General features: G+C 53.0%; 18 protein-coding genes. 15 read left to right on the top strand and 3 right to left on the bottom strand.

What is annotated here, in order from left to right; all coding sequences use genetic code 11:
• The first annotated feature begins 31 nt into the window (after positions 1-31).
• The 6 genes from RIN56_03205 (at position 32) to RIN56_03180 (ending at position 6,135) form a co-directional block, all read left to right on the top strand.
• Positions 32-2,050 (top strand): sigma-54-dependent Fis family transcriptional regulator, encoded by a 2,019-nt coding sequence (locus tag RIN56_03205; protein MDR7865796.1) that lies wholly within the window; start codon positions 32-34, stop codon positions 2,048-2,050.
• Between the two features lie 313 nt (positions 2,051-2,363).
• The gene (locus RIN56_03200) at positions 2,364-2,729 is read left to right on the top strand and encodes a Lin0512 family protein (GenBank protein ID MDR7865795.1); all 366 of its coding nucleotides are present in this window, start codon (positions 2,364-2,366) and stop codon (positions 2,727-2,729) included.
• Positions 2,730-2,770: 41 nt separating this feature from the next.
• Positions 2,771-3,736 carry a thiamine pyrophosphate-dependent dehydrogenase E1 component subunit alpha gene (locus RIN56_03195; GenBank protein ID MDR7865794.1) on the top strand — a complete coding sequence of 322 codons (966 nt, stop codon included), beginning with the start codon at positions 2,771-2,773 and terminating at the stop codon, positions 3,734-3,736.
• A 21-nt stretch (positions 3,737-3,757) separates the two neighbouring features.
• Positions 3,758-4,726 carry an alpha-ketoacid dehydrogenase subunit beta gene (locus tag RIN56_03190; protein MDR7865793.1) on the top strand — a complete coding sequence of 323 codons (969 nt, stop codon included), beginning with the start codon at positions 3,758-3,760 and terminating at the stop codon, positions 4,724-4,726.
• A gap of 65 nt (positions 4,727-4,791) precedes the next feature.
• Positions 4,792-5,805, top strand: coding sequence for an NAD(+)/NADH kinase (locus RIN56_03185; GenBank protein ID MDR7865792.1), 1,014 nt, complete (start codon positions 4,792-4,794; stop codon positions 5,803-5,805).
• A gap of 24 nt (positions 5,806-5,829) precedes the next feature.
• On the top strand, positions 5,830-6,135 hold the full coding sequence (locus RIN56_03180; protein ID MDR7865791.1) for a DUF6506 family protein: 306 nt from the start codon (positions 5,830-5,832) through the stop codon (positions 6,133-6,135).
• Positions 6,136-6,401: 266 nt separating this feature from the next.
• Here RIN56_03180 and RIN56_03175 read toward each other — a convergent pair whose 3' ends face one another.
• A complete protein-coding gene (locus RIN56_03175) occupies positions 6,402-7,235 on the bottom strand; it encodes a hypothetical protein (protein MDR7865790.1) in 834 nt (277 codons plus the stop codon).
• Complete coding sequence (locus RIN56_03170) at positions 7,156-7,950, bottom strand: hypothetical protein (protein ID MDR7865789.1); 795 nt, start codon at positions 7,948-7,950, stop codon at positions 7,156-7,158. The genes RIN56_03175 and RIN56_03170 overlap by 80 nt, the downstream gene beginning before the upstream one ends.
• A gap of 352 nt (positions 7,951-8,302) precedes the next feature.
• Here RIN56_03170 and RIN56_03165 point away from each other — a divergent pair, with 352 nt between their 5' ends.
• The 9 genes from RIN56_03165 to RIN56_03125 all read left to right on the top strand — a co-directional run bounded on the left by RIN56_03165 (position 8,303) and on the right by RIN56_03125 (position 16,485).
• Positions 8,303-9,211 (top strand): hypothetical protein, encoded by a 909-nt coding sequence (locus RIN56_03165; protein MDR7865788.1) that lies wholly within the window; start codon positions 8,303-8,305, stop codon positions 9,209-9,211.
• A 17-nt stretch (positions 9,212-9,228) separates the two neighbouring features.
• Entirely contained in the window at positions 9,229-10,197 is a 969-nt protein-coding gene (locus RIN56_03160; GenBank protein ID MDR7865787.1) for a hypothetical protein, read from the top strand.
• Between the two features lie 871 nt (positions 10,198-11,068).
• Complete coding sequence (locus RIN56_03155; GenBank protein ID MDR7865786.1) at positions 11,069-11,638, top strand: hypothetical protein; 570 nt, start codon at positions 11,069-11,071, stop codon at positions 11,636-11,638.
• A gap of 401 nt (positions 11,639-12,039) precedes the next feature.
• Positions 12,040-12,231, top strand: coding sequence for a helix-turn-helix domain-containing protein (locus RIN56_03150; protein MDR7865785.1), 192 nt, complete (start codon positions 12,040-12,042; stop codon positions 12,229-12,231).
• A gap of 137 nt (positions 12,232-12,368) precedes the next feature.
• Positions 12,369-12,632 (top strand): hypothetical protein, encoded by a 264-nt coding sequence (locus tag RIN56_03145; GenBank protein ID MDR7865784.1) that lies wholly within the window; start codon positions 12,369-12,371, stop codon positions 12,630-12,632.
• 180 nt (positions 12,633-12,812) lie between these two features.
• Positions 12,813-13,955 carry a tyrosine-type recombinase/integrase gene (locus tag RIN56_03140; protein ID MDR7865783.1) on the top strand — a complete coding sequence of 381 codons (1,143 nt, stop codon included), beginning with the start codon at positions 12,813-12,815 and terminating at the stop codon, positions 13,953-13,955.
• 144 nt (positions 13,956-14,099) lie between these two features.
• Positions 14,100-14,783 (top strand): hypothetical protein, encoded by a 684-nt coding sequence (locus RIN56_03135; protein MDR7865782.1) that lies wholly within the window; start codon positions 14,100-14,102, stop codon positions 14,781-14,783.
• Positions 14,784-14,805: 22 nt separating this feature from the next.
• Positions 14,806-15,990 (top strand): ATP-binding protein, encoded by a 1,185-nt coding sequence (locus tag RIN56_03130; GenBank protein ID MDR7865781.1) that lies wholly within the window; start codon positions 14,806-14,808, stop codon positions 15,988-15,990.
• A 231-nt stretch (positions 15,991-16,221) separates the two neighbouring features.
• On the top strand, positions 16,222-16,485 hold the full coding sequence (locus RIN56_03125) for a YlmC/YmxH family sporulation protein (protein ID MDR7865780.1): 264 nt from the start codon (positions 16,222-16,224) through the stop codon (positions 16,483-16,485).
• Between the two features lie 206 nt (positions 16,486-16,691).
• Here RIN56_03125 and RIN56_03120 read toward each other — a convergent pair whose 3' ends face one another.
• The gene (locus RIN56_03120; GenBank protein MDR7865779.1) at positions 16,692-17,774 is read right to left on the bottom strand and encodes a sugar kinase; all 1,083 of its coding nucleotides are present in this window, start codon (positions 17,772-17,774) and stop codon (positions 16,692-16,694) included.
• Positions 17,775-17,787: the final 13 nt, after the last annotated feature.

Below are 17,787 nucleotides of genomic sequence, written 5' to 3'. Positions count from 1 at the left end.
AATATAATCTCCGCGAGGAGGGACACCAGCCATGGAAGTCATCAGGAGCGCGTCAACCCCTGACAAGGCATCGGCCTGGAAAACCTTCGTAAACTCGGGAGAAATCGTCGCCGGCGCCATCCCCCCGCCGATCGCCGCCTCATGGCGCAAATGCGCCCTCACCGGCGTCGACCCCGCCGACGGCACAGGACGCATCGTCCTCGAACACGCCGACCTCAGGCGGCTCGTCGACAAAAACCGCGCCATCGTCAGCCTCGCCAAACCCTTCATGCAAAACCTCTACCAGTTCTTCCGCGCCTCCGGCTTCATCATCGTCCTCACCGACGAAGCCGGCTACATCCTCGAAAGCTTCGGCGACAGCGAGCCCCTCGCCAGCGCCCGCACCATCAACTTCCTTCCCGGCGCCGACTGGCAAGACGTCAGCGTCGGCACAAACGCCATCGGCACCGCCCTCGCCACCGGCGCGCCCATCCAGGTCTCCGGGCAGGAGCACTTCTGCCTCCGCCACCACGCCTGGACCTGCTCCGCCGCGCCCATCACCGGCAAAGGCGGCAAAATCATCGCCGTCCTCGACGTCTCCGGCCCCGCCCGCGCCTGCAACGCCCACACCCTCGGCATGGTCGTCGCCGCCGCCGAAGCCATCGCCATGCAGCTCGCCATCCGCGAAAAAAACCGCGAACTCGCCATGGCCAACCGCCGCCTCACCAGCATCTTCAACACCATGTCCGAAGGCGTCATCCTCATCGACCGCCACGGCGTCGTCGACGAAATCAACGCCGTCGTCGGCCGGATAATCGACCGGCCCAGCGAAGACATCGTCGGGCGGCCCATCGAAAAACTCCTCGGCGGGTTCGCGCCCCTCACCCGCCGCATGCTCGCCGACAAACAGCCCTACGCCGACGTCGAACTCATGCTCCCCGGCAAAAAAGGCGCCAGCCACTGCCTCGTCTCCGGCGACCCCGTCACCGACGGCCAGGGCGAAATAAGCGGCGGCGTCATCGTCGTCAGGCCCATCAAACAGGTCCGCACCCTCGTCAACCGTTTCAGCGGCTACTTCACCACCTTCCGGTTCAGCGACATCATCGGCGCCAGCCCGCAGATCAGCGAGGCCGTGCGCATCGCGCGCCTCGCCGCCGCCGGCGCCGCCAACATCCTCCTCCAGGGCGAAAGCGGCACAGGCAAAGAACTCTTCGCCCAGGCCATCCACCACCACGGCCCCCGCAGCGACGGCCCCTTCATCGTCGTCAACTGCGGCGCCATCCCCCGCGAACTCATCGGCAGCGAACTATTCGGCTACGAAGAAGGCGCATTCACCGGCGCCTCGCGCGGCGGGCGACCCGGCAAATTCGAACTCGCCGGCGGCGGCACCGTCTTCCTCGACGAAATCGGCGACATGCCCCTCGAACAGCAGGCCGCCCTCCTCAGAGTGCTGCAGGAAAAGAAACTCGTCCGCATCGGCGGCAGCAGAGTCATCCCCGCCGACGTCCGCGTCATCTGCGCCACCAACAAAAACCTCGCCAACGAAGTCGTCAAAGGCGCCTTCCGGCAAGACCTCTACTACCGGCTCAACGTCATCTCCATCACCATCCCGCCCCTCAGGGACCGCGGCGACGACATCCTCCTCCTCTTCGACGACTTCCTCGCCCGCCTCGGCCGCGAGCGCGGCCGGGCCTTTGCCCCCGAACCGGCCGTCTACGACGCCCTCCGCCGCTACCGCTGGCCGGGCAACGTCCGCGAACTCCACAACGCCGCCGAGCGGGCCGTCAGCCTCGCCGAAGGCGACACCGTCTACCTCTGGCACCTCCCCCCGGAAATCCACGGCGGCGGCGGCGAACAGCTCGCCCACTCCGGCGGGCTGGCCTTCTCCGAAGTCGTCCGCATCGTCTCCCTGCGCGAACAGACCCGCCAACAGCTCGCCCAGCGCGACCGCCAGGAACTCGCCGCCCTCCTCCGCGAATGCGGCGGCAACATCAGCCTGCTCGCCAACCGCCTCGGCGTCGCCCGCAGCACCATATACCGCCGCCTGCGCCACCTTGGTCTTGACAGCTAAACACTGTAGCGGGGGAATGTTAGCTGATAGAACATAGACGCTACACCCCCGCTACAGTCAAAGGCGGCCGTTGATAAAGACCCATCTGCGGCGTTGCTCCTCGGCTGCCATCCTCAGCGTACGTTCGAGTACGCTTCCGGTGTCAGCCTCCGGTGCGCCTTGCATCTGGGCCTTTCTGAACGGTCGCGGCGAAATAGGACGCACTAACCACCCTCACGGGTGGTTTTTTCGTTCTCCCACCGGCTTGGCACACTCCATGCAATAAAAATCTGCGACAACCTGTCGGCAAAAAAAAAGAAGAGAGGGTGAACAAATGGCGCTCAAGCGCTACATCGTGGAAATCGGCACCGGCGCCGACCTCCACGGCGGCGACATCACCAAAGCCGCCCAGCGGGCCGTCAAAGACGCCGTCTCCAAAAGCTGCCTCTGCGGCCTCGTCGACATCTTCCACCTCGACAACCCCGACAAAATGCACGTCGCCGTCAAAATCGGCTGCCCCGAGCCCGAGCGGCTCGCCGGCGACGAAGTCCTCGCAGCCGTGCCCTTCGGCGCCAAAACCCTCGAAGCGGTCCCCGGCGGACTCGCCGTCCGCGGCCTGGCCCTTCCCGCCCTGGGCGCGGGCGACACAATCGTCATCGCCGTCGCCGCCCTCACCGTCTCCATCGACCTCGACTCCTGAGTGCCAACCCCGATTTTTCCAACAACGAAGGAGGGAAAAAAATGCAACTGTCCAAGGAAAACCTGCTCGCATTCTATCAGACCATGGTAACCGTCAGAACCTTCGAAAACAAAGCCGCCGAACTCTTCGCCGCCGGCAAACTGCCCGGCTTCGTCCACCTCTACATCGGCGAAGAAGCGGTCGCCACCGGCGTCTGCGCCAACCTCACCGCCCAAGACTACATCACCAGCACCCACCGCGGCCACGGCCACCTCATCGCCAAAGGCGGCAAAGTCGACCTCATGATGGCCGAGCTCTACGGCAAAGCCACCGGCTACTGCAAAGGCAAAGGCGGCTCCATGCACATCGCCGACGTCGACCTCGGCATCCTCGGGGCCAACGGCATCGTCGGCGCCGGTCAGCCCATCGCCGCCGGCGCCGCCTTCGCCTGCAAATACAAGGGCAGCGGCGCCATCACCGTCTGCTTCTTCGGTGACGGCGCCTCCAACCGCGGCACATTCCACGAAGCCATGAACCTCGCCTCCATCTGGAAACTGCCCGTCGTCTTCGTCTGCGAAAACAACATGTACGGCATCTCCAACTGCCAGCGCGACCACATGAACATCTGCGACATCGCCGACCGCGCCGCCGCTTACGGCATCCCCGGCGTCACCGTCGACGGCAACGACGTAGTAGCCGTCTTCGAAGCCGCCGCCGAAGGCGTCAAGCGGGCGAGAAGCGGCGACGGCCCCAGCCTCATCGAATGCAAAACCTGGCGGTGGCGCGGCCACTTCGAAGGCGACCCCGCCACCTACAAAAACCCCGAAGAACAGAAAGCCTGGCTCCAGAAAGACCCCATCCCCCGGCTGGCGCAGAAAATCATCGACCTCGGCTACGCCACCGACGCCGACCTCGCCCAAATAGCCGACGCCGTCAAAGCCCAGGTCGCTGCCGCCGTAGCCTTCGCCGAAAGCAGCCCCGACCCCGTTCCCGCCGACGTGCTCACCGACGTCTACGCCGGTCAATAGCGAAAAGAAAGGGTGACGAAAATGAAAAAGATGACCTACGCCGAAGCCATCAGAGACGGCATCAGAGTAGAAATGAAACGCGACGCCGACGTCTACCTCTGCGGTGAAGACGTCGGCAAATTCGGCGGCTGTTTCGGCGTCACCGCCGGCCTCGTCGACGAATTCCCCGGCCGGGTGCTCGACACCCCCATCACCGAAACCGCCATCATCGGCTCCGCCGTCGGCGCGGCCGCCGTCGGCCTCAGGCCGGTCGCCGAAATAATGTTCATCGACTTCACCGGCGTCTGCATGGACGAACTCTTCAACCAGGCCGTCAAAATGCGCTACATGTTCGGCGGCAAAGCCAAAGTACCCCTCGTCCTCAAAACAATCTGCGGCGGCGGCGTCGCTGCTGCGGCCCAGCACTCCCAGTGCATGGAAGCCTGGTTCACCCACATCCCCGGCCTCAAAACCGTCATGCCCGCCACCCCCGCCGACGCCAAAGGCCTCATGGCCGCCGCCATCCGCGACGACAACCCCGTAATCTACATCGAGCACAAACAGCTCCTCGGCCTCAGCGGCGACGTCCCCGAAGGCGAATACGTCATCCCCCTCGGCAAAGCCGACATCAAACGCCCCGGCAGCGACGTCACCATCGTCGCCTGGTCGTGGATGGTCCACCGCGCCCTCGCCGCCGCCGAAGCCCTCGCCAAAGAAGGCATCAGCGCCGAAGTCATCGACCCGCGCACCCTCGTCCCCCTCGACAAAGACGCCATCCTCGCCTCGCTCGCCAAAACCCACAAACTCGTCATCGTCCACGAAGCCGTCAGAACAAGCGGCTTCGGCGGGGAAATCGCCGCCGTCGTAGCCGAACAAGGCTTCGACCTCCTCGACGCCCCCATAAAGCGCGTCACCGCCCCCGACACCCCCGTCCCCTTCAGCCCCGTCCTCGAAAAAGCCTTCCTGCCTGATGAAGGGAAAATCATCCAGGCCGTCAAAGAACTCTTCTAAGACCGTCCGCGCCGCGGCGGTCCATGACGGCCGGGCCAGCCCGGCATCCCTTGAGGAGGAATAGCGTGACCACGGTAGGAATCGTCGCCAACCCGGCCTCGGGCAAAGACATCAGACGCCTCGTCGCCCACGGCACCGTCTTCGACAACCTCGAAAAAGTCAACATCGTCAGAAGGATACTCCTTGGCCTCGCCGCCGCCGGCGTCGAAAAGGTAATCTACATGCCCGACTACTACGGCATCGTCCCCCGCGCCCTCGAAGGCCTCGGCAGCCGGGACCGCCCGTCCCTCGACCTCGTCCCCGCCGACATCCCCCTCACCTGCACCCAGCAGGACTCCGCCGCCGCCGCCGCCGCCATGCGCGCCGGCGGCGCCGGCTGCATCGTCACCCTCGGCGGCGACGGCACAAACCGCATGGTCGCCAAAGGCTGCGGCGACATTCCCCTCCTGCCCCTATCCACCGGCACCAACAACGTCTTCCCCGTCATGCTCGAAGGCACAATCGCCGGCCTCGCCGCCGGCGTCGTCGCCCGCGGCCTCGCCGGCGGCCAAGCCGTCCTTCGCCGCACCAAAAAACTGCTCGTCGCCAAAGACGGCGTCCCCGCCGACAGCGCCCTCGTCGACGCCGTCGTTTTGGACGGCAGCTTCATCGGCTCGCGCGCCATCTGGGACATCGACCCCATCCGCCAGATAATCCTCACCCGCTGCGAACCCCACGCCATCGGCATATCCGCCATCGGCGGCCAGCTCGTCCCCATCGGTCCCCACGACGACCGCGGCCTCGCCATCGACCTCGACGACACTGCCGCCGCCGCCGTCCTCGCCCCCATCGCCCCCGGCGTCGTAACCCCCGTCCGCTTCCGCAGCTACCGCATCCTCGCCATCGGCGAACACGTTCCCGTCGCTCACACCCCCTGCATCATCGCCCTCGACGGCGAGAGGGAAGTCGAAGTCAGAGCCGGCGAAATCGCCGCCATCAGCCTCACCTTCGACGGCCCCCTCGTCGTCGACGCCCGCGCCGCGCTCGCCGTCGCCGCCGCCGCCGGCGTCTTCCGCCTGCCCGCCGTAACCCCGTCATAAAAAAACTCCCAAAGGAGAAAAACCATGAGCCTCAAAGCAGCCTTCATCTTCGTCGCCCCCGACGCCGACGCCGCCATCCACCGCGCCGTCGTCGACACCCCCGTCGTCAAACTCACCGCCGTCGGCGTCAAAAACTACGCCGAAGCCGTAACCGTCGCCCGCCAGCTCGTCGCCGAAGGCTTCGCCGCCCTAGAGCTCTGCGGCGGCTTCGGCATCGAAGGCGCCGCCCTCGTCAAACAGGCCGTCGCCGGCAAAGCCGCCGTAGGCGTCGTCCACTTCGACAACCACCCCGGCCTCGGCTTCAAAAGCGGCGACGACCTCTTCAAATAACCCGTTTTTTTCTTCGCCCCCGCCGTCGCCGTAGGCACATTTTCCCCTTGTCCCTCGCGAATTTAGTAAATCCTTATAAATGCTATGTTCTCAGCATTTGGGAGCATGGCATTTTTCTATTTGGGACAGTTTTTGGGACAGTTGGGTAAAAATTTATTAACTTTTCACGAAAAAACTCCCCAACATTATTAGTTAAGTTCCTAGCTCTTTTTTCGTTTATGCAAAATCAAGCTAAAATGAATACTTTGCGGGGGTGTTTTCCGGTTCTATTTATTACGCCACTGGGATAACCGGGTGTTTTCCATGAGTGCATTCCGATAATTTTGATTTTTAGCGTATAAAGATAAAAAACGATCAAAAACATCATTTCGCACGCTGACTACAGAACAATCTCTTGCAGATTGATGTATTAAATCATAAACTAACGCTGCAACAAATCCGACCTCCCAAATATGTGATTGCTTCATCAATATATCATCACGATCAAAATAGTTATATGAATAGTTTTCCTTATCTAGTGTTAGCAATGATGCGAATAGATTACCATGTGCAAAATAATAATTGATCATATTTTTAACATTTTGCAGTTTTTCTGCATGCGTAGGGTACTCTCGATTTAACCACTTATAAACCTTTTTACTAGTATTCGATACTGGCTTAGCACCAATTTCATCATTAATTAAGAAGTTTCCAATGTTAGTGTGATGTAGACTATATGCACACAAACAGGCTGTTTCAACTGAATATCGCAGCATAAGCTTTGCTTGGACTTGATGATTACGCAAATATGATAATAAGCATTGGATGAGACCGATTTGTACTTCGTTTTTAAGGGAATAAAACGCCACGGCTTTTTCGTCGCATACATCTACGACATTTTCTAATAACTTAGCTATTTCTTCCGTGTTGCGAATAAGGTCATGATTCTTTAGTATAAAATCTTTCATGATTTGATTTTCTAATTCGGCTAGTTCATAAAGCAATGATAAACACAACCTTTCGTAACTATCTATGAAAAAGCTAGTTCGTTTTTCTCGGGCGGCCAACTTTACCGCCTTTTTTCTTTTTGTTATTGCGCCAATACTCCCGTTGGTTTTCAAGACCACCTAAACGATTAGTCTCTTGAGCTTTTTTGCATGCAGGGGACAGACAGCTTTCTTTTCGTGGATTGTTGGATGGTACCCGAAATACCGTTTGGCAATATGGGCAAATCCGAAGGCGGATTCCATACTCTAAAGCATGCCATACTTCCGCCCAGGCAAGGGGTAGAATCTCATCAGTTTCATGTACACGGATAAGCCCCCCATTGTCAAAACAGGGATAGCCAGGGGCCTGCAATACACGTTCCCGAATGAAAAAGGCCGCCGCATTATCCATGATGTCGCCAGTCACAAGCGAATCACTCCATTCTGTTATGGCCAGCAACTCGGGCCGATTGCCACAGTCCAGCCATGAACTAACCGCGCGCCGGAGCGATCTTATTTCAAGTAGAAAGTCAGTTTCATGGCCTTTGAGGGGATTCCTGGCGCCGGCCTGCCCTAATGTTAAAGTACTGAATGGCCCCACACCAAAAATGTTGTGACTGATAGGCTGGGCGGTTATTGGCGCTTCATTTAGGAACGAGCATACAAACTCTTTTAGTGCAACGTCAAACGACGGGTTATCCGCATCAAGCAGAGGCGAAAAGGATTTCAAAAGTTGGCTGGTTGTGAAAAGGAGGGGAGTTGAGAGGCCGAAAAAACCGTTATTAAAACGGATAAACTGCCCTTCGCCATTGATAAATAATTGGTGAATTTTCTTAATTTCGCCGGACATATTTTTGCCCCCTAATCAAGCCCCGAAATGCTTATATTACGGGGTATTTCCCTTTTCTTAATTTCGCAACGATTTGCGAAACGTTGATTAATTTTATTATACTTTAGACAACAAGGGAAAACAACAAATTCCACTATTAAGCGAAAAGGAGTGTCGTTATGGAGGCAAAAGTCGTTACCATCGCCCAGGCATGCAAAATGTTGGGAGTTTGCCGAAACAAACTCGCGGACCTCTTGCAGAGCGGGAAAATCCACGCTATTAAATCAGGCCGCCGTTGGTTAATACCGACATGGGCAATTGATCGTTTCCTTGAAGGGAAATAACGTAGATAGACGGCAAAGGCGGCGGTCAAATGGGCTCCGGTGTGTTTCAAACTGATAGGGCGATTTTTGGGAAAAAACTTTGGCAACACATTCTTGATTTTCGGTTATTTTTCTTCATATATGGCAACGCCATTTGGAAAGAAGAGGGGGCCGTAATTGAGGGAATCCATGTCGGCCGGGGCCAGTTGCTAAGGTCTCTGCGAAAACTCCAGGATGATTTAGCTTACATAGAAAACAATGCACGGAAGATTTATCCACTGGGTTCATTAAAAAGAGCAATTGATCGCCTGAGGCTTGAGCAGCGACTTAACGTGAGCTTTACAGAACATGGAACGCTTTTCACAGTAATAAATTATGAGCATTACCAAGGGTTTGAACGGTTTAAAAAAGACGAACTTGGAACAGGGCTTGGAACGGGCTTGGAACACACCCGGAACAAAAAGAAAAACGATAAACAGGAAAAGGTAATAGTATCTAGCACGCGTGAAGGTGTGATTAGGTATACTGAAACGGTCTTTCTCACTCCCGTCGAATATCAACGGTTGGTTGAGGAGTTTACCGAGGATGGAGCAGCGCGGATAATTGAAATTCTGCACGCCTATAAAGCCAACACGCCTGATAAATGTGGAGGCGCCAAGGCTTACCGGGATGATAACCTTGTTATTCGAAAGTGGGTTATTGACCGGTATAAGGAATATTTAGCCAAAGATGGCCGGAGACGTGGCGAACATGGAACACATCAGCAATCCTTTGGAGTGATTAGTGGCCAGGATAGCGGCGGGCAAAGACCTTCCCGAGTCCGCCATAGTGGTATCGGTTATTATGGCTGTGATCGTCCGTCTACAATCCGCCACTCAGGAACGGAAGATTTTACAGCCTCAACGGCTGAGGCGCCAAAGTATCGTATCCGTCATTCCGGGGGCGGTGACTGTGTTTAATTAAGGAGGGCAAAATAATGGACAATTTCCTTTATGGCCGCAAATATCGGGTTTTGGTAGCCGACAAAAACAACAACGCATTGGACGTTTCCAACCTCCGTTGCACTTTTCGTGTTGAAAAAGTCGCTTTGCAGGTTGCCAATCACGCCGAGGTGAGCATATACAACCTTTCCCCCGACACGGAAAAGGTGATTATCAAGGAAGGAATGCGGGTAATTCTTGAGGCCGGATACCAAGGCTATTTGAAAACGCAGCAGCAGGGGGCGGCGCAGCAGGTTTTGGCGCCAAAGCAGTATGGCAAGATTTTTGATGGGGAAGTTATCCAAGCGATCAGGGACCGCGAGGACGTCGTTGACTACAAGCTAACGTTGGTTTGCCTGGATGGGGACTCATTCCTCAACAACAACATTGTCAAAATGACCGTCAACGCCGGCCTCAACCAACGGCAAATTGTCGATCAAATAGCCACAAAGGCCGTGACGCCAACGGAAATTGGGCGCATTTCCCCTGACCTCAAAACACAGAATTTGCCGCGGGGCAAGGTGTTTTTCGGGATGCCCAAAGATTATTTGCGGGATATTGCCCGGGATAACAACGCCAACTTTTGGGTTGAGGATGGCCAGGTCTACATTGCCAAGGCTACCGATACGCCACCAGGGGAGGCATTAGTATTAACGCCGAAAACCGGCCTCGTTGGGGTACCACAGCAAACTTTTGACGGCGTTACATTCAAATGTCTTTTAAACCCGGCCATTAAACTAATGACAATGGTTCAGATCGATAACTCCCTTATCCGAATGCAAAAAAAACGGCTTGGGCAGATTCCCGTACCCCTCGACGATGACGGCCAGTACCAAGCATATAAGGTTATTCATTATGGAGATACCCGCGGGAACGAATGGTATACGGAGGTGGACGGTGTGAGCCGGTACGGCGCGGCAGCACCGCTTATGCTGGCCAATAAGATACAAAGTCCGAACGGATAGGCGTAGGGGGCGACAAAAAAGCGGTACAAGGGGGGATGATCTACCGTCTTTAGGGTAACGAATTGTCCCCTAAAAGGGTTGCCAAGGCAGTACTATTTTTCGCTTCCAAAACGGTTGGGGCGGTGTTAATAGAACATAAGCCGGAGGCGGCTTTCGCCGTAGGAATGGGAACGCTTAAAGTAACGTTACTCTTTATGTATCGGTAACGTTACCGAATGGAGGCGGCGCGGTGGACCGTGATCTAAAGACCGGTAAGTTTTTACCCGGTAATCAGGCGGCCAGAGGGGCCCGAGGGAACTGGATGCCCAAATGGGGAAACCGAAACCGCGTTACCCACGGCCTTTATGCAATGCTGGTCTTTCCTTGCTCTGACGGTTGGCTACTCATAAGTCGGCCTGGTAGCTTCACCTACCGCATTCCACCGGGCAAATATAAAGTCTTAACGGACGGTACGGTCATTGTGGGCGGCCACAACCTTGGAAAAGTACGCTATTAAGGAGGGCGGAATGTCTGTTGTATGCCCGCTGTGCCGCGAGGCTATGGCGAAACAACCGGACTTCTGGAAATGCCCTGGTTGCGGCGCCGAGCTCTGGCCGGACATGGACACTGGCCGCCAATTAAAGGAGACGTGGGCGGCGCAAATAGCTGAGGGCCGTTATGGCAATCCCAAGGGAGGCGGCGGAGGTAGCAAGCAACGGAGGAAATCGCCGAATAATCCTTTCAACCGTCGGATTCCTTTGGACGTTTAGGCGCCGGCTTGAAGTTGCCTGCTGTGGTTGACATGGCTTAACGAGGAAAGGCAGCAGTTTTCAAATTGTGATAGCTGTGATAATCTGTAGCTGAAAAACCATATATTGGGAGGCTGCGAAGAATGAAAGTTAAAGTTGTTATAATATTCCTCGCGGTATTTCTGACCTGTAGCATGGCGCTATGCAACCCTATTGTAAAAAGCTTAGTGCAAAAGCATTCATGGACTGAAACCATACTGGTTTATTCAGATAGCAAAATAGATGTTTATATACCCGCTGACATGATAAATACTAATCTGTTTTGGACTAATTACCCTCAGACCGGGAACTTTTCTGTGGCCATGTATTTTGAATTAAAAGACGATCAACTTAGGCGTGATATGATCGAAAGTATCAAAAAGGGTATGGCCGGCGATCATATTTACACGATGGGGAAAGCCTATCCAGACTTATTTAGATTCGCCGTCAATCTTGCGTTTTTTGATATGCAAAACAAAAGGGTAACGATTTCGCGAGAAATGTATATTGACCAGGACGGAGAGCTTATAGGTTTAAGGGATACTAGCGAAGCCACCGAATTAAACGAGCAGCACCCACTATTCACAAAGTTGGCCCAAGTAATCGCCGGCGTTCTTGACAATGCCAAAAACTCCCCTAAGAACGTCGATAGATTAAAAGAGCTTCAACGATGATAAATCTGCTGGGTGCGTGGGAGCCACCGGGGACCGATTAACGCGACGTGGTAAGGGAACTGATGCGGAACAGTAAAAAAACACGCCACAGGGGCGCGTAGGCGGTCAACGTTTTATCAATTGCATCCAACGGACCGGCAGTATCAAAGCTGCTGCGTGGGGCAAATAGTCCGCGATATGCGCCCTTTTTTTGTCCGCTGAGGATGAACAGACCGAAAATATATAATCGCCATTGCTGTTTTGAATCCCGCGAGCCCTTTATTTAAAGGAATTATAGGTTTTCGTAAACCAAAACACAAATTAACATAATGGTTATTATTGGACGTAAAAGTATTAAAAAGTACGAAAAAGAATTGAAAAGTAACGTTGTGCATAGTATTATATTACCAAGGGGGTGAATTATGGACGAATATCTGACACCGGAAGAGGTTGCGGGGATTCTTAAGGTTAGTGAAAAAGTGGTTAAGGATTGGCTTAGAGCCGGTACTATTCCCGGTACCAAGATCGGTAAGTTGTGGAGAGTACCAAAAGCAGAGTTAGAAACATGGCTTGAGGGCAACACCCAAAAGCCCAAAACACAGAATGCCGATTAAAAGCAAAGGGCCGGGCCCTGTTGGAGCCAGGGCGCCGGCCGGCGACGAGGACAAGCCCGCGAAGGTACTTGCTCTGTCGGACTTATTATATCAGACTCGCCGGCAGGGTGCAAAATCAAAGAAGGCGAGGGGTTACAATGGCGAAAATCGATTTGGTCATTAACACTTTATACTTGGAGCATTTAGGGATGGACGCAGCGCCAATGACGCAGGAAACTCAAGGGGCCCAGAATACCTTTGACGGCTTGCTTCAAAAGGTGCGGGATTTAGACAGGCCTTTGTATTTTGATTTAGACGGTGCCTTTGGCGATCTTCTTGATCTTTTAGCCCGGGAGTATTACCGGCGAGGGTTTGAAGATGCCTGGTCACTCAAAGAAGAGTTGCGGACGAAAGCCTCATAGCACTTTCAAAAAGTATAAGGACGGTGCGAACAATGGTCAAATATACGATATGCCGTAAAACCGGACGCACAATCAAAGCAGAACGTTACCCGCATCTTAATGACGTGTCAGTTAAACAGGCGGCTCAGGTGATTGCGAAAATAATGCCTCGGAGGCCATCGGAGAAAGGGGGCAGCGGTAATGGCCGAAAGGCGTGAGAATGGAGCGGGTACAGAGCCAAAACAGGATGCAAACGGCCGTTGGTGGCTCAAAATATCCTACCGCGATCCGGACACCGACGATTTAAAGAGGACAACGATTAGGGGTGCAGGCCAGAACGAGGTTTTAGCAAAGAAGAAGGATTTTCTCAAATCTATCGACTTGGGGGTTAAGCCGAACGTCAAAAAACAAAACCTCCTGGATTGGTTGAATACCTGGCTTGAAGTCAACAAAAAAGGCAGCGTTTCGGTGAAAAGCCATACGATTTATAAGACAATTATTGAGTGCCACGTTAAGGGATCGGCGCTGGGTAAAATGTCTCTGGATAAGGTAAGGCGGGCTGATGTGCAAAAATTCCTGAACGAGAAAGGGGAGAAGGTTGCCCCGCGCTACTTGGGGCAAATAAAAATTGTACTGGCAGATGCCTTTAACGTTGCTGAAATGGACAAGCTGATACTGCATAATCCTTGTAAGAAACTGAAACTGCCACAGGTGGAAAAAGAGGAAATCAATCCGCTTAACCAGGAAGAGATTAAAATACTTTTGAACACGGCCGGCGCCGGCGGCCTTATGTACAATATTATCTATTTGACACTTCATACCGGGATGAGGCGCGGTGAAGTTCTCGGGCTAAAGTGGGCTGATGTTGATTTCAAGAAAAAGCGAATTACTGTAAGGCAGCAGGCGAAGGTAGAGGCAAGGCGTGTATTGCTTGGTTGCTTAAAGACAAAGTCTTCTTATCGTACTATTCCCATCGGCGTCCGGCTAATTGAAGTCTTGAAGTGGCATAAGGCGCAGCAAGACAAGCTGAAAAAAGACCTGGGGGATGCGTATAATGACCTTGGCTTGGTCTTTTGTGAGCCCGACGGTAATATAAGCACTCCCAACGTCGTGGGAACTAGATATAGCCGTATCATGGACAAGGCCGCTATCCCTAAACGAACTTTTCATCAGTTGCGGCATACCTTCGCGTCCGTGGCAATTAGTCAGGGATTAAACATTAAGGCAATATCGGCAGTGCTTGGGCACGAGAAAACGAGTACCACACTGGATATTTACGGACACCTTTTGCCGGGCGATACTGAGTCAATAACGCAGGCGGTGGCTGCATACTATGGTTTATAGCGTCCGGGCCAGCATAGGTTACAAATTTAGTGACTCTTAATCATCCATTTATATGCGAACAAATAATAATTGCCTCAAAATGGGAGGTGTTGGGAATTTCGACCAGAATAATTATGTAAGTCACATTACTAGGAGGGTTGAAGATTGGACGACCCAACCGAGAAAAGGCCCCAACAGATAGAAGCCGCAAAACAAGCTTTAGAACAACTTGAAGTGCTAAAAGTGGACGAAATAACTCCTTATCAGGACGATGGGAAGCGTCGCCCGTTGCTGGTCTGGAAGGTTGATGCATTTATTTACGCTACACTGGCTCGTTTAATAGACTTAGGCGAGATATCCATTGAATTGTGGCAACATGAAAAGATAACGAGTACTTTTTTACATGCTAGAGCAATGATTGAGACTATTGCGTGTTTACACGCTTTTGTCGAAGGATTAGCTACTAAGGTTGAAGTATCTGATTTAAAAGAAATTGATGAATATGTTAAGCAATATACTTTTGGGCAGCGATTGGGGGAAAACTATCCCCAGGCAATAAACGTTTTAACGCTTATTGGCCACCTCGAAAAGCTACAACCAGGTTTCCGAACAACTTATGATCGTTTAAGCGAAGTATGTCATCCGAATTATTGGGGAAATATCGGAGGGTATACTCAATTGAGTGATTCTGAGTACATCGTGCGTTTTAAACCAGATAAAGTCATTATCAGTTTTATGGATAGTGAAATGCCCGTCGCCTTAACGGGTAGCCTACTGCTTATGCGGATCGTTTTATCAAATTATTCAGAAGTAAGAAGCAAGTTGTTCGAACTTGCCGATAGAGAGTAAACGGCAAAGGCAGGGGATATTGTTGTACTTGCCCGAAAAAGTTGAACGCATAGATGATCAGTACCTTCTAGACAAGGTCCAGGCATTAATTGATAACGGTGTTAACGAAGACCGCTTCATCGATTATAAACAAACGTTAAGTATTGGGCTGGATTCTGAAAAAAAAGAATTTTGTAAGGACGTTTCTGGACTTGCAAACGCCAACGGCGGACATATTATTTACGGCATTGAGGAATCTGCGGGTGCCCCTACAAGAATCGTCGGCTTTGATATAAACGATCCAGATAAGTTTAAACTTCAACTACAAAATGTGTTAAATTCGGGACTTCAGCCGAGGACGCCAGGTATACAGATAAAAACGATTGAGGTAAATGGGCCGAATGGAAAATATATTCTGGCTATTGGAGTTCCACGTAGCTGGCTAGCGCCGCATATGGTTATAAAAGACCAGGAATACAGGGTTTATCTAAGAATGAATGGGTTGACTGATAGGACTGATATTATGCAAATAAAAGAGATGATTCTAGAAAGGGAGGGCCTTGCCCCAAGGATTCGGGCCTTCAGACAAGAGCGTATTGCATGGGTTTTAGGTGAAGAGTCTCCACTACCTGGTAGATGTGGACCTATCATAATTTTTCACGTTATTCCAACAGATGCGTTTGCTGTGGAGCCAAAAAATGATGTAATAAGGCAAATTGTAGATACGCCGCGTTATGGTCATGATAAGCTAGAAGACATTCTGGATTATCCTGTCAATTCCGAAATTTTACCAAATGCTGATGGTGTCTTTGCCAAATATTGCCGACCGGATACAGGCAGAACTGAAGCATACTGTCAATACTTTCGAAATGGTATCGTTGAAATGGTAAACGTAATAAGTCGTGCGCGAGAAGAAAACGGAAAACTAATAGCTCAATTAGGATATCCTACAAGGGGCGTAGTAAAGACATTTGAGAGTATTTTTAAAAATTACGATGAACTTGATCTTAGTGATGAAGTATTTATTGCCGTTACTATTTTGGGCTTAAAAGGATATGAAATTGAGGTTCCCAGAGGATATCACTTTTTTGCGCCTCGTTTGTTTGACAGGCAAACGGCGATTCTTCCGGAATATATAGCAAATAGGACATCAGGCATAAAGGAGATACTACAACCGGCTATGGATTTAATTTGGCAGGCTGCTGGACACGTTAAGCAACTTGAATGAAGATAGAGAACGCAGGAAGTAGTTGCTTCTTTGGGTAAGTAAAATTGGGACAGTTTTTGGGACAGTCATGGTTAAAAACCGATGATTTTTGATGAGCGCCAATAATCAACAATCCTGTAAAATCAAGCATTGGTGCGCATTAAAAAACTTTAATAAAATTCCCTGGAACACTTTCCCCTTGTCCATCATATACTGTTAGCGAAACAAGCAGGGAAGGGCGGAGGGGGCACCATGATCAAAACCAGCGACCTCAAAATAAAGGAAGTCGTAAACGTCATCGACGGCAAACGGCTCGGAGCCATCACCGACATCGAAATCGACATCGAAAGCGGCCGTCTCACCGCCATCGTCGTCCCCGGCCCCGGCCGCTTCCTCGGCCTGTTCGGCCGCAACGAAGACATCGTCATCCCCTGGGACAAAATCAGCAAAATCGGCGTCGACTGCATATTGGTGGAGAGTCCCCAATTTGCTGATCTTAAGCACCTCGAGAAATAAAATGTCAGCTAGTGCATTGACAAGCGGCGAAAGCCGCTTTTCCCTTTTCCCCGTTAAAAAAACTTCTCGCCCACAAGGAACAACCGGCGGCAATGAGAATAATAGCCTATATTATTTCCTGCCCGGAGCAAAGCAAGGCCCTGCTGTCCCGATGGACAGCAGGGCCTTGCTCGAACTTGTTGAGAAAGCCAAAGCGCCAGGAAGCCTTACCGCTGGATGCGCGCCGAGCCGCCCTTGGCAAATGCCCGGACTTCCTCCAGGCTCGCCATGGTGGTATCCCCCGGGAAAGTCGTCAGGAGAGCGCCGTGCGCCCAGCCAAGCTTCAGGGATTCTTCCGGCGATTCACCGGTCAACAGCCCATAGAAGAAGCCGGAAGCAAATCCGTCCCCGCCGCCGACCCGGTCATAAACATCCAGTTCAGCCGTGGGTGCGATATAAGTTTTGCCATTGACCCAAGCCACGGCACTCCAGCTGTGCCTGTTGGTGGAATGGACTTCGCGCAGGGTGGTGGCAACCACCTTTATCTGTGGATGCTTTTTGATGACATCGTCAATCATGCCGAAAAAGGCACTGGGGTCGAGTTTTGATTTTGCAGCCACTTCGGGGCCGGGAATGCCGAGCCCTTTCTGAAGATCTTCCTCATTGCCCACAAGCACGTCCACATTTTTCAGGACCCGGTCCAACACGGCCACCGCCCGTTCTTCCCCGCCGACAATGTTCCAGAGCTTGGCCCGGTAATTCAGGTCGAACGACACAACCGCACCTGCGGCCTTTGCCGCCTGCATCCCCTCGATAATCAGTTCGGCGGTGGTTTCAGACAGCGCCGCATAGATTCCGCCGCTGTGAAACCACCGTACCCCTTCGGCAAAGATGCCCTTCCAGTCGAAATCCCCCGGCTTCAACAAAGCACCGGCTTCATTCGCGCGATTGTAAAAGACCACCGGCGGCCTCACGCCCTGGCCGCGGTCGCTGTATACCGTCGCCATGTTGGGACCGTTGACGCCATTGTGCTTGAAATGCTTATAATACGGCTTGACGCCCATCGCCCTGACCCGCTCGGCGATCATTTCCCCGATGGGATAATTCACCATGGCTGTCGCCACACCGGTTTTCAGGCCGAAACAATTGGCAAGATTGGCAGAGCAATTGAACTCTCCACCGCTGACATGAATCTGGCATCCGGTCGCCTTGCGGAACGGCACGATCCCTGTGTCAAGGCGGTGAACCAGAGCGCCCAGCGACAAAAAATCCAGAGCTCCCTGCGGGCGGATATTCAATCCAGTACTCATCATTTTTCCTCCT

This window comes from Sporomusaceae bacterium, from assembly GCA_031460455.1.
Lineage (GTDB): Bacteria > Bacillota > Negativicutes > Sporomusales > UBA7701 > Anaeroselena.
This window is presented reverse-complemented; position numbering and strand designations above follow the sequence as displayed.